The following is a 12,033-nucleotide window of genomic DNA, read 5'->3' as shown; positions in this document are numbered from 1 at the left end:
AATTTCAATCCACGCCCCTCGCGGGAGGGGCGACATTTTCCTTTGGAGTAACAAATCTACAATTATCAGATTTCAATCCACGCCCCTCGCGGGAGGGGCGACTGCAAAACAAACAAAGCCAGCGGGAGAATATTTCTGAAAGCTTGGTAAACATTCACATCAAAATGCAAATAAATCGCAGATCTGCAAAGCTTCTCCCTGCAAACGGATTCGATTTCATGCGCGAATACCCCGCGGATTTGATGTGCGCTTGCGATTCGCGTCAGAATGCCATCAGATCTTCCGGGCTGTATGTTTGTTTCGCTCCGTAATGTTCAATGCGATTTTTATAATTGTTCCCCAGATGATAAATCCGCAGGCTGTCTTTCTTTACGTCCATAACAGCAAGCAGCTGACTTTTTACAATACATAATTCCGCAGGAGACAGCAGGCATTCAAAAACGGAATTCTGTACACGCTGCCCGTAATTCACACAGATTTTTGCAACCTTGCGAAGCCGCTTGCTCCCTTTGGCATCCTCGGTATTCACATCGTAGGTAATCAGGACAAGCATCGTCTACCTCCAGACAAACGGTGGGTACTCGTCGATATCGCCGCGAATATATTTGGCCAGCAGCATCGCCTGCACATAGGGTAGCAGGCCCCACTCCACCTTCTCCTGCAAAAACGGATGGACGATTTCTTCTTTCTTTTTCTGTTGCCAAAGAGATAAAAACTTTTTTCGTCCATCCTCCGTGAGCAGGATACCTCCGCTTTCCTTTTCCAAAAAATCTTTGCCGCAAATACTCTTTTTATTGATGCTTGTCAACACAAAGCGGTCGGCGAAGGGGGCGCGGAATTCCTCCAGCAGATCGAGTGCAAGGGAACATCTGCCCGGCCTTTCCGTGTGGTACACGCCGGCATACGCGTCGAGGCCGACGGCCTCCAGTGCGCTGACGCACATGGAGGTCAGCAGACTGTATGAGAAAGACAGCATTGCGTTAACATTGTCCATCGGCGGGCGGCGGGAGCGTCCCCGGTAGAAGAAATCCTCTTTTTGCTGCAGAATCATCTCGTCAAAAACAGAAAAATACAGGCTGGCGCACTCCCCCTCCAAACCGCGGAGCGTGTCGGCGCCCGGGGCGCGGTAAGCATTCACCTTTCCGTTTTGAAGGGCCGAGCCGACCTGCGCAAATTTTTCGGTATCGATCCGCAGGGCATGGTCGCGCACGGCGCGGCTGAGAACCGCGCCGCAGTTCGCGAGCTTTGCGGAGATGATGTTTTTTGCGATGGCCAGCGAGCGCTCCGGATCGTCGCAAACCCGGTACTGCTCGCGGCGCAGAAGGATATTCCCATACGATTTCCCGGTCACCTTGGCCAAAAAGCGTCCGCTCGGTTTGAGAAAGACGAGGGATTTGTTCATCTCGGCACATTTGCCCATCAGCGCCGGGCTGGCACCGACATACCCAAATGCCATGATGCCGTCGATCATGTGCAGCGGCAGACGGCCCAACGTATCGCCATCGCTTTGCACCACAACATTTTCTCCATCCAGAGCAAGGTAGGCGTTTTCCGTTGTGATGTACAGTGTATTTAAAAGCTTTTTCATTGACCCGCCTCCCCGATTCCAAGCGTGCCGTCCAGATATTCCTGAACGGATTTGATCCTGCTCAGCTTCGGCAGACAAAGATTTTTCAGCGAACAGGCATTGCAGCCTTTTGTCATTTTCCCCTTGGGCACATACCCACGCTCGAAATAGCCGTGCATTTCGGCAAACATCGCCCGAACCCGCTCCTTACGTTCCCCCGTGATTTCCACACGCTGCCGACGTTTTGTTTTCCCATAGAAGATAGCCCCGGCGGGGATTTCGCAGCCGAGCATCTCCTCCAGGCAAATGGCCTGCGCCGCCAGCTGAAGGATGTCGATCTCGCCGTCCTTGGGCTCCCCGTGCTTATATTCCACCGGATAAACGGTGTAAAGCCCGGTTCTGCCGTGCAGCGGGATTCCCTTGGCAGACTGCCGGAATTCAACGATATCGCATTCGCCGCTCGCGCCAAGGCTGCGGGAAAAAATCGGCATTCCGCGCGATAAAAAGACGTCTTTTCTGCTCTCGGAGGAATAGCCGTCGTGGCAGTTTGCGTGCAGCAAATCGCCCTCAACCGTGCGAAGATTTTCTTCCCAAAGCTGCTCAATATGGATCAGTGCCCACTGCCGGCGGCAGAACGCAAAATGCTGGATTCCCGACAGCATCAGAAAATCTTCTTCCTCATACCCGGTCATATCCCGTCGATGATGTCCGGCACGAGGCCGTCCAGCGGCAGAAGCGTGATCTCGTAATCCCCTGCGCTCTTTGGGGAGGCGACTCCGTCCTTCAGCGCAATCTGCACCGAATTGTGTACTTTTGCGGAGGAATACTGGCCGATCTTGTTGTTATGCTGCCACCAGTAAAGCCGAAGCACCTCCATGCTGCCGTCCGGCCTGGCGGAAGAGCTGTCGTTGATAAAGAGGGTGCGCAGGCATTCCTTGATGGTGTCGGCATCCTCCTGCGTAAATCCTGTTTTTTCCGCCAGCTGTACATTGATCGCGCCCTTGATCTGATACAGCCCGAATTCCACCATGTGCTTCGAGCCCATGGTGTCGGAGCTTTTCTTGCCGTCGTCGGTCGGCTCACTGTTCACGCTCTTGGTGATCTGCATGCTGTTGATATCCACCGGGGAAACGCTGACCGCCTGACGGATCGAAACCGGACCGCGCACGCCGACCGAAACGCTGTCCTTCTCCTTGTCCTTGCTCTTTTTATACGCGAACACCTGCCCGAACGCCCGAACGTCGAACCATTTGGCGCACGCCTGCGCGGCATAGTCCTCCTTGGAGGAATATGAGGTGATGGTTCGGCCGGCCCGCTCGCTCAGGCTGCCGAACCCGTCGTCGCAGCGCTCCTCCGACTGAACGAAAATGCTTTTGCCCATATCCTGCAGCCGGTTGCGGATTTTCCGTTTGATGCAGACGTCGGAGATTTCCCCGTTGCCGGTATAGGTGGTGCGCGGGCGGTTGCCGTTGAGCGGGTCACCATTGGGGTTTGCGTTTGTCACGGAAATGAGCGCCACAAAATCGATTTTGTTTTCAAGTGCCTTCATCTTTCTTCCTCCTTATTGCTGCCTTTGTCTTGTCTTGGTTTTCTGAATTCCGCCCGCTGCAGGTAATAGCCGATCAAATACAATTCGCCGAGAGGGCGGTTCAGCTGCTCCTGACCGGACTCGGAGATTTTTTCCGCGATCTCCGAAATCAAATCTTTATAGAAGTTTCTGGAGCCGGGGGTCATTCGATGAAAATAGGGATTCAATTGATCCTCAAGTATTTGCCAGGTGCTCATGGGGTGGTTCACAAACGCGCTTTGTAAACGGATCGCGTTGGTATCGCGCGTTTCTCCCTGAGCGAACGTGCTGTGCTCCGCCTGCTCCAGCACGGCCAGCAAGCGCCCGAACAGATAGCTGCGGTCGGTGTTTTCATAATCAATCGCCATGTCGATATGCACTCCCTTTTCTCTGTCAGAATAATATTTCACAACCAGCGCACAGGCGGTGGAAAGAATTCGCTCGCGGTTGCCGGTGGAATAAGCCTGCGGCGTCGATGCGCGGCGAACCACCGCCTGCATGAGATCCCGCGGCAGCGGCTGCCTGTCCAGCATACAGTGCAGAATCCGCTGCGACTGCTCCTTCATCAGCTTGTCGCTTGTTTCCAAAAAGGCGCCCTGTTCCGTGCCGAACGCGCACCGCACAATCTGTTTGTTCGGCGGAGTCAGCACCGTGGTATAGGGCTTTTTCCCGCTGGTAAAGCGCGTAAAAAACCAGCGGCAGGTGCCGTACCAATCGGCCAGCCGGTCGTAAAAATCGGAGCCCTTCAGTTCGTTGTAATAGGTGACCGAAAGACGTCCGGTCGTCGCGGCATCCAGACCGATGACCACGATTTCATCGCTGTTATTCAGCAGATTACGGTAGCCCTCCAGGGTTTGAAACAGGCGTTTTTTGTATTCCGCTTCGGTATAGGCGCGCGGCTCGTCGTCGTCCTCAAGGCCGAACGGGTCCTCCAGATCAATCACCTTTTTCCCGTTCGGGTTCCAGCAAATGTAGGTGCGCTTGTCCTGCGTGCCCGCTGTTACGCCCTGCTGAGCGGCAAGCCAGGTCAGGGCACTGTGTGCTTTCTGGGTGGCCGTGTACCCGACTGTGCACGCCTGCGCGGAGGTGGCAAACCGCCCGCGATACGTAAAATTAGTCTTGTCATTTGAGGAAATCAGCTTTGCGCCGTAGTTGGCGGCCACAATCCCCTTCGGGTGATTGACAGAAATCGTATCGACTTCGCCGGTGACATAGCAAAGGTCCCGCTCCCCGGACTGGGAAGAAGCGTAATACTGAATGTAGCTGTGAAGCAGAGATTCATCCTGCCACACGGCGTCCGGCTCGGCGCCGATCACCCGAAAGCGCACCAGTGCTTTTTCATAAACACTGCCGCTCACCTTTTTACTCAGGAGCTTCCCATCCTCGGCCTCCAGAAGCTTCGCCAGAATCAAATCACGCGTCATCCGCCGTTTTGCGGCGTACTCATAGACGGCCCGCACTTTGGGGTGGGAAAAGGGCGATTCCGCCCAGTCTTTCAGCGCGGCAAGATATTTTTCAAACTTTTCCGCTGCCTTTTTCGTTTCCTTTGGTGAAGAGAGATACTCCCCGAAATCCCCTGCGACATAGGGAAGCATATCGCATAGTGCATGCGGGGCAATTACACTCGCACGCGACGCGGAGCTTTCCGTTACCGGAATGATCGTTTTGGCGTCTTCCCTTTCCACCCGACGAGCGCCGCAAAATTCGCCGTCCGGCTTCACCCATACTTCGAGCTGCGCGTTCGCCGTCATGTGCGCCACCAGAGAAAGCGGCACGCCCTGTGCCGCTTTCCCGGCCATTTTTTCGTTCGCTTCGTAGGTCTGGTACAGCGTATTCATCCATGCCACTCAAATCACCTCGGATTCTATCGGCGCAAAATTATTTTTCTCCGCTCCGAACGGCTTGATCTCCATCTGTCGAATTGGGCGATGAAGGCAATCCCACGGCGGAAGAAAATCGATGACGCCCTGCTTCATCACCGCGCGCCACAGCCGCACGGTCAGCATTCCTCTGGTTTCTTCGGAATACGCTTCGTCGGCATAGGTGATCCCGTGGTACATCATACCAAAATCGAGCTGCGGCGTATCGTCGTAAAAGCCCGCCCCCTCACCGAAAACGCAGGGGCGCACATCGGCCTGGCACTCGCGCGTGCCCAGAAAAATGTCGCGCCGGCCGCCGTGCTCGATCATGCGCTTCGCGATGCTGTGATGCTTGTTTTCGTTGCGGTCCTCCGCGAGCTCCGGCCGATTTTCGTTCCAAATGAAATGCGCCCGTACCTGATAGCGGCAATCCTTTAAATAGGTATAATACGATAAATCGTTGCCGGTTTCATTGGGGCCGTGCTGGTACTTGATTGGCCGGATGCCCTTTGTTTCGGTCTGTATCTGGTTCATGACCCGCACGGAATCGATCACCCAAATGAAGGTCGGTTTCCAAAACACGCTTTGCAAAACGCCCTTCAGCGCCTCGTAGGTGGGCACCTGATAGGTGAATTTTTCGCCCCCCACGCGGGTGATGGGGTCGGAAAACAGAGCGTAATCCCCCAGAACTTCAAACTCGACAATGTTTTTGTGCTGCACCCGAATTCCCTCCTTAATAGATAAAGTTCTCTATCACCAAACCTGTTTTGTCATTGTAGCACTGCTTATTTAAAGCGGTAAATCGTTTGTCGGGCGTCAAAGACAGCATCCCGTAGTCGCTCAGCTTTTGAATTTGATATTGAAACACCTGGATTGTGTAGGGCTTTGCCCTCTCGACACAGCGTTTCAGAAAAGCAAGGTCATAGGCGGATTTTTCAGCAAACAGATCCGCAATCAGTTTGCTGGCCTCATCGTTATACGGCACAATCACATCGGTCGTAGTTTCATCAAACACCTGGAACAGATGCCCGGCGGTTAAAAACGCCTGATTCAAAAAATATTTGCCTTGAAACTCCGGCCGTTCAATATGACGCAGGTTGACCGCGAGCAGATCAAACAGATCTTCGGTCGTACCGTCCGGCAGGCGCTGCGGGAACCCGAATTTTCCCTTGATGTCCGCATCCTGAAACAGGAACCGGTAATACTCCGCGACGCTTTCGCCGCTGAGCAGGTCGCGCTCATACCGGTCGGGGTTTTGGGCAAACCGGTGCAGCAGCTGCAGAGCGCACCGCTGCGCCGCCGCGATCTCCCGCAGCATCCCCAATTTTTCGGCTTCCTGATTCAGATTGACGACGTAGACCGGGCGAATGCCGCCGAAATCGTTGCTGCGGTTGCAGCGCCCCGCGGCCTGCGCAATATTGTCCATTCCAGCCGCCGCGCGGATGACGCTTTCAAACGAAAAATCCACCCCCGCCTCCACCAGCTGAGTGGAAACGCACACCATTTTTTCTCTGCTTTTCAAAGCGTCGTTGATCTTTTTCAGCGTATCGGTTCGGTGCGCCATGCACATGGAGGTGGAAAGGTGGAACACCCTGCAATCATCACAGCGGTGCGCAAGCTCCCGATAAAGCCGGAGCGCGCTTTCCTTGGTATTGCAGATCACCAATAAGGACGACACGCGGCTGAGTATCTCCGCGGAAAAATCGGCCAGCTCCTCCACCGACATACCGTAGGGAGAGGTTTTGTCGATGATTTCGGTTCGTTTGAACACCACAAACGCCTCCGGTTCATACGGCACGATCTCCACGGGGCTTGCATATTGCAGCGGAAAATCCGTCTGCTCAAAGCACGGGGTCGTCGCGGAGGACAGCACGATCGTCGCGCCGCACCCATAGGCCAGAAAGTTCAGAGCCATCGTAAACAGATTCATCGTTTTTGGGGGCAGCGACTGCACCTCATCGATGACGATCACCGCCTGAGATAACGCGCTCATACGGCGTACCGCGCCTGTTTTGTCTGAAAACAGGGTATTCAAAAGCTGTACCAAGGTGGTGATCACGATGGGCGATTCCCAGGTATCGGTTAAAAGCTCGTACTGATTTAGCTCTTCCTTGGTATCGAACAGTTTGACGACATTGGAATGGTGCTCCGTCAGGCTGCTTTTGTCCTGTATGTAGTCCCGGATGACGGCGCTGTTCTGCTCTAAAATGCTCAGCAGCGGAATGACGAACAGAATGCGCTTTTTGTGAAACGCTTTGGCGTGGTGGAGCGTATAGCGCAGGGCCGACAGGGTTTTGCCGGCCCCTGTGGGCAAAGTCAGCCGGTAGATGCCGTCGCCGTGCTGCCGCGCAAACACGCGGCACTGCTCCGAAAACCCGCTTCGCGCCGCGTTGATCGGCGTCTGTGTCCGAAAGCAAGAAACCTTTTGTTCAAAAAAGGAGATCTGCTCCGCCCAAAAGCGGCTGGAGCCGCCGCAATACTCCTGCGGCATTCCGGTCATGAATTCCGCCGTATCCCTGCGGTCGCCGTCGATCACCGCAGACAAAACCATGCGGGCCGCCAGTCCCATCAAAAAGCTGACCTGCGTCCGGTTTTTTCTGAAGCGAGCCCGAAACGCTTCAAACAGCGCGGCAATCTCCTGCTGTGCCAATAAAAACAGCCGGTCTATTTCTTCGGCCGGCGCACACTCAAGGAGAAAGGCGCTCACCGCTTCCTCATAGTCAATTTCCTTTGGGTCCTTCTCCAGCCGGTGCTCAAACCCGCTGGTGTTCTGAGGCGTGACGCAGTCGAACTGCCCGTGGTGCGCCCCGACGGCATATACAATGATTTCACAGGTGACTGTGCCCATCCCCTGCGGCCGGCCCGCATGATACTGTTTCAACAGATAAATACACCCGCAGAACGTATGGTTCACGCTGCCGCGAGCCACCTCTTCCCCCGCGGACGCACGCAAAAGATATTCCTGATAGTTTGCCGTGCATTTTCCCATGTCGTGCAGCAGTCCGGCCAAATAAGCCGTGTTCGGCAGGCCGATCCCTCTCAGCTTTTCGGCGGCATAGCCCGCCACATGCAAGGAATGCTCGGCCACGGTTTGCTCCATTCTTTCGCCGTTGATTTCTGTAATATGGGCCAGATGAGATTTCATAGACGCCTTCCTTTCCATCCCGCCTCCTGATTTCACCCGCTGAACAGGGCGGATGCCCGCTTCTGGTATGAAAGCTCCTTTAAAGCACCGCATGAAGATACCAAATATTTACATTAATGTTATTTTACTGCCCACATGATTATAAATCAACCAAAAAAAGAAAAAATATTTTGTTTTTATATCTTTTGTGATAAAATTAGAGTAAAAAATACAATTAAAAGCAAAATTAAAATACAGAAAAGTTGATTTTACTCAAACTTTAGTTCTATCCTGTTTTCTTCAGAACGCACAAAATCCCCGTTTGCCGGTCAAATCCTGCCTGGCAAACGGGGTTGCTGCGCTACGCGCCGGGGAATCCACCGGCAACGTTATTTTTTATCAAACGCCGGGTTGAACGCGTAGAAGTTTCTGCTGTCCAGATGATCGGTGGTGATCCGCAGACCTTCACCAAAGCGCTGGTAATGAACAACCTCTCTCTGACGCAGGAAGCGGATGGGGTCGATGACATCGGGATCGTCACAGAAGCGAAGAATGTTGTCGTAGGTAGTGCGGGCCTTCTGCTCTGCTGCCAAATCCTCATGCAGATCGGTAATTGGGTCGCCCTTTGACGCAAATGTCGACGCGGAATAGGGTACGCCGCTGGCGTCTACCGGGTAAATTCCCGTGGTGTGATCGACGAAATAGGAGTCGAACCCGGCCTCCTTGATCTGCTCCGGAGTCAGGTTGCGGGTCAGCTGGTAAACGATGGTGCCGACCATTTCGAGATGACCAAGCTCCTCCGTCCCGATATCCGTTAAAATTGCTTTGAGCTCAGGGTACGGCATGCTGTACCGCTGGCTCAGGTAGCGGAGAGAAGCGCCGAGCTCCCCGTCCGGCCCGCCGTACTGTGTGATGATGATCTTGGCCAGAGCGGGGTTGGGGGTTTTAATCTTCACCGGGTACTGCAATCTTTTTTCATAAACCCACATTAGTTGTCAGCCTCCTCTTCAATTTCCCATGGCCACGGGCCAGTGATCCAGGCCCATCGGCTGGTCTGGTTGCTGGTTTCTCCCATCGGGCCGTAGGCGTCCTCGTAATTTTTGGTCAGTTCATCGATCTTCTTGCGGGTGTCTTCCAGTTTCTTTGCCGCCTCGCAGTTGTTGGGGTGTGTGTCCAAAAAAATGTGAAGCTCCCACGCCATAAATCGGTACGCATTGATCTGGCGCATCAGTCGTTCCTGATCTGTCATTTCAGAACACCCCTCTTCCCCGTAAAGGGTTTATCCAGATCCGGGAAAATCGTGCCCTGATCAAATCCCTTTTCAGCCGAATACGTTGCGTCGAATTGCTGGAACGGTATATATGCCATAGCGACCACCGTCTGGGCCGGCAGCGGCGAAACCGCAACGGTCAGTTCGCAGCTCTGCATATTCTGCATGCTCTGTACACCCCGCACGCTCTGCATGCTCTGCGCGTTCGGCATGCTTTGCGCGCTCTGCACGATCTGCACATTCGGTGTGCTTTGCGCATTTGGCGTGCTCTGCGCACTCTGTACGCTCGGCGCATTCGGCGCATTCGGCGTATTGGGCATGCTCTGTGCGCTCTGCGCATTTGGCGTGCCTTGCGCACTCTGCGCGCTTCGCGTCCCCTGCGCATTTTGCGCGCTTTGCGCGTTCTGCATCCCCTGCGCGTTCTGCGCACTCTGCATATTTTGCAAATTTTGCATATATTGCAGGTACTGCAGGTTCTGGTTATCTGTCATTCTTCTCGTGTTCCCCTTTCTCATAATCTAAAGCTTATCCCATACCAGAATATGCCGACAGAATATTCCGAGTGCCTGTTCTCTTTTGAAAATCAGGCGCGATCCGATTCTGCCGCCTGGTGCGGACTTTTCAAAACAGCGGAGGGCATCCCAAAATCGAGATGCCCTCCGCTGTTTATTCTTTTTGCAGCATTTCTTCATAAACCATTCGTGAAACGGTGCCGATGATCTCGCGCCCGTCCCTGTTGGTTGGGTTATCCCTGGTCAGCACCACAATCAGACAGGGCCGTTTCGGCAGCAGAACGATTCCCGCGTCGTGCTCCAGAAAATCCGGATCGCCGCACTTGTGCGCAATTTCCACTTTCTGCGGCAGATACCGCTGCAATCGGCCGCACTGCTGCCGCCGCCGCAGGATGTCGGGTATCAGGCGGCTGGAGGAGCGTCGACGCACCAGGTGAGAATCGGACTGTTTTGCGGCAGATGCCCGTCACATTAAGGGGGCAAACAGATTCAGTACGCTGTTGAGCGCGCGCACATACCATCTTCTGCTGCGGCACTCGGCGTGTACCACCTGCCTGCACTGTAAAAGGGACATGAGGTATTCGTCCCGCATGCTGCCGATGGCCGGGCACCGGAACAGCCAGGCGCCACACTCAAAGTGCATATAGAAGCTGCGGTAATCAAAATTGATCGTCCCCACGATTCCATACTCGTCGTCGCAGACAATCGTTTTCGCGTGATTAAAGCCGGGAAGGAACTCGTAAATCTTTACCCCGTTTCTCACCAGCACCTCATAGTTGGCGCGGGTTACCATGTAAACCAGCTTTTTGTCGGGAATATGCGGCGTGATGATACGCACATCCACCCCACTTTTGGCCGCGTTGCACAGCGCCGTCAGAACCTCGTTGTCCGGGATCAGATACGGCGTGTTGATATACACATACTGTTTCGCGCGGCTGATCAGATTCAGGTACACGTTGCGCCCCACCGGCTCCCAATCCAGCGGATTGTCGCTGTACGGCAGAACATAGCCGCCTTCCTGCGGTTCGCCCGGCTCCTCCTGCACGGCACGGAATTTCTCGTAATCCTCCGTGATCTTCCGCTCGAACCCCCACAGGGAGAGAAACATCACCGTAAAGTTCCACACCGCATCCCCGCGGATCATGATGGCGGCGTCTTTCCACTTGCCAAAGCGCGGTGAAAGATTGATGTATTCATCCGCAAGGTTTACGCCGCCGGTAAAGGCCACCTTGCCGTCGATCACCACAATTTTGCGGTGGTCGCGGTTGTTCATCAGGGTGGAGAGGAACGGCACAAAGCTGTTGAACACGCTGCATTGAATCCCCATTTTCTCCAGGCGGCGGCTGTATTTAAACGGGAGCGTGAACAGGCAGCCCATGTCGTCGTACATCACGCGCACCTCCACTCCCTGCCGCGCCTTCTGCGCGAGAATTTCCAGAACGGTATCCCACATCACGCCCTCACGGATAATGAAATACTCCAGAAAGATGAAGCGCTCCGCTTTCTTCAGCTCTTCCACCAGCGAACGGAACTTTGATTCGCCGTTCGGGAAATAGACCGCGGAGCCGTTGCGGCAGGCCGGGCAATTGGAATAGCGCTGCAAATACCGCACCTGCGCGCCCGCATCCGGATTCTGCTCCATAATTTCCTCCAGAATTTCGGGGTTCGGCCTCAAATACGAGCGAAAGCTCTGGTTTTCCAGCGAAACGCTGCGGCGGATCATGCGGTTGTGGCGGCTGCGCCCGAACATGAGATAAAACAGCCCGCCAAAAATCGGGAACAGCAGAATCGCCACGCTCCAGGCCAGCTTATAGGTGGGGTTCAGCTCGCTGTTGTTGAGAATCCACAGCGTCACCACAATGCTGATGATGTTGCAGAAGCCGTAAAACCACACATAATAATTGCTGAACTGCGTGATCATCAGTACCAGTACCGCAATCTGTACCAGAATGGCCAGAGCGATCATGGAGGTGCGGCTGAGCAGACTTTTGAGTACCTTCTTCATACGGTCCTTCCTTTGCAGAGAACAGGTTTGGGCAGGAACTTTCTTGTCAAACGGGTGGGGATACGCTATAATAAAATTCTACGGCAGGCTCAGGCCGCGGGCTGAGCCTGTGCGCACACTGCGGGAAAG

The 12,033-nt window shown here is 54.3% G+C and carries 12 protein-coding genes; all 12 read right to left on the bottom strand.

The window, feature by feature from the left end; all coding sequences use genetic code 11:
* Positions 1-262: 262 nt before the first annotated feature.
* The gene (gene cas2 / locus G340_RS0116100) at positions 263-553 is read right to left on the bottom strand and encodes a CRISPR-associated endonuclease Cas2 (RefSeq protein WP_020074671.1); all 291 of its coding nucleotides are present in this window, start codon (positions 551-553) and stop codon (positions 263-265) included.
* Between the two features lie 3 nt (positions 554-556).
* Positions 557-1,588, bottom strand: a complete 1,032-nt coding sequence (gene cas1c, locus G340_RS0116095; protein ID WP_020074670.1) for a type I-C CRISPR-associated endonuclease Cas1c — start codon at positions 1,586-1,588, stop codon at positions 557-559.
* On the bottom strand, positions 1,585-2,259 hold the full coding sequence (cas4, locus tag G340_RS0116090; RefSeq protein WP_020074669.1) for a CRISPR-associated protein Cas4: 675 nt from the start codon (positions 2,257-2,259) through the stop codon (positions 1,585-1,587). Before cas4 ends, cas1c begins: the two co-directional genes overlap by 4 nt.
* On the bottom strand, positions 2,256-3,116 hold the full coding sequence (gene cas7c, locus G340_RS0116085) for a type I-C CRISPR-associated protein Cas7/Csd2 (protein WP_020074668.1): 861 nt from the start codon (positions 3,114-3,116) through the stop codon (positions 2,256-2,258). Before cas7c ends, cas4 begins: the two co-directional genes overlap by 4 nt.
* Complete coding sequence (gene cas8c, locus G340_RS0116080; RefSeq protein WP_020074667.1) at positions 3,113-4,972, bottom strand: type I-C CRISPR-associated protein Cas8c/Csd1; 1,860 nt, start codon at positions 4,970-4,972, stop codon at positions 3,113-3,115. The genes cas7c and cas8c overlap by 4 nt, the downstream gene beginning before the upstream one ends.
* A gap of 9 nt (positions 4,973-4,981) precedes the next feature.
* On the bottom strand, positions 4,982-5,713 hold the full coding sequence (cas5c, locus tag G340_RS0116075; RefSeq protein WP_020074666.1) for a type I-C CRISPR-associated protein Cas5c: 732 nt from the start codon (positions 5,711-5,713) through the stop codon (positions 4,982-4,984).
* A 13-nt stretch (positions 5,714-5,726) separates the two neighbouring features.
* Positions 5,727-8,138 (bottom strand): CRISPR-associated helicase/endonuclease Cas3, encoded by a 2,412-nt coding sequence (locus tag G340_RS0116070; RefSeq protein ID WP_020074665.1) that lies wholly within the window; start codon positions 8,136-8,138, stop codon positions 5,727-5,729.
* A 368-nt stretch (positions 8,139-8,506) separates the two neighbouring features.
* Positions 8,507-9,106, bottom strand: a complete 600-nt coding sequence (locus tag G340_RS0116065) for a manganese catalase family protein (protein ID WP_020074664.1) — start codon at positions 9,104-9,106, stop codon at positions 8,507-8,509.
* Positions 9,106-9,366 carry a spore coat protein CotJB gene (locus G340_RS0116060; RefSeq protein ID WP_020074663.1) on the bottom strand — a complete coding sequence of 87 codons (261 nt, stop codon included), beginning with the start codon at positions 9,364-9,366 and terminating at the stop codon, positions 9,106-9,108. Before G340_RS0116060 ends, G340_RS0116065 begins: the two co-directional genes overlap by 1 nt.
* Positions 9,363-9,878, bottom strand: coding sequence for a spore coat associated protein CotJA (locus tag G340_RS18555; protein WP_020074662.1), 516 nt, complete (start codon positions 9,876-9,878; stop codon positions 9,363-9,365). The genes G340_RS0116060 and G340_RS18555 overlap by 4 nt, the downstream gene beginning before the upstream one ends.
* Before the next feature lie 175 nt (positions 9,879-10,053).
* The gene (locus G340_RS0116050; protein WP_326522435.1) at positions 10,054-10,329 is read right to left on the bottom strand and encodes a serine hydrolase; all 276 of its coding nucleotides are present in this window, start codon (positions 10,327-10,329) and stop codon (positions 10,054-10,056) included.
* 36 nt (positions 10,330-10,365) lie between these two features.
* Positions 10,366-11,904: a cardiolipin synthase gene (gene cls / locus G340_RS0116045; RefSeq protein ID WP_020074660.1), complete on the bottom strand. Its 1,539-nt coding sequence runs from the start codon at positions 11,902-11,904 to the stop codon at positions 10,366-10,368.
* Positions 11,905-12,033 lie beyond the last annotated feature (129 nt).

Origin of the sequence: Faecalispora sporosphaeroides DSM 1294 (genome assembly GCA_000383295.1) — a bacterium.
Taxonomy (GTDB): domain Bacteria; phylum Bacillota; class Clostridia; order Oscillospirales; family Acutalibacteraceae; genus Faecalispora; species Faecalispora sporosphaeroides.
This window is presented reverse-complemented; position numbering and strand designations above follow the sequence as displayed.

What these genes read in the sequence shown, in the direction of transcription:
- cas2 (WP_020074671.1), bottom strand. Translation starts at nt 553, where the DNA reads ATGCTTGTCCTGATTACCTACGATGTGAATACCGAGGATGCCAAAGGG.
- cas1c (WP_020074670.1), bottom strand. Translation starts at nt 1,588, where the DNA reads ATGAAAAAGCTTTTAAATACACTGTACATCACAACGGAAAACGCCTAC.
- cas4 (WP_020074669.1), bottom strand. Translation starts at nt 2,259, where the DNA reads ATGACCGGGTATGAGGAAGAAGATTTTCTGATGCTGTCGGGAATCCAG.
- cas7c (WP_020074668.1), bottom strand. Translation starts at nt 3,116, where the DNA reads ATGAAGGCACTTGAAAACAAAATCGATTTTGTGGCGCTCATTTCCGTG.
- cas8c (WP_020074667.1), bottom strand. Translation starts at nt 4,972, where the DNA reads ATGAATACGCTGTACCAGACCTACGAAGCGAACGAAAAAATGGCCGGG.
- G340_RS0116070 (WP_020074665.1), bottom strand. Translation starts at nt 8,138, where the DNA reads ATGAAATCTCATCTGGCCCATATTACAGAAATCAACGGCGAAAGAATG.
- G340_RS0116065 (WP_020074664.1), bottom strand. Translation starts at nt 9,106, where the DNA reads ATGTGGGTTTATGAAAAAAGATTGCAGTACCCGGTGAAGATTAAAACC.
- G340_RS0116060 (WP_020074663.1), bottom strand. Translation starts at nt 9,366, where the DNA reads ATGACAGATCAGGAACGACTGATGCGCCAGATCAATGCGTACCGATTT.
- G340_RS18555 (WP_020074662.1), bottom strand. Translation starts at nt 9,878, where the DNA reads ATGACAGATAACCAGAACCTGCAGTACCTGCAATATATGCAAAATTTG.
- cls (WP_020074660.1), bottom strand. Translation starts at nt 11,904, where the DNA reads ATGAAGAAGGTACTCAAAAGTCTGCTCAGCCGCACCTCCATGATCGCT.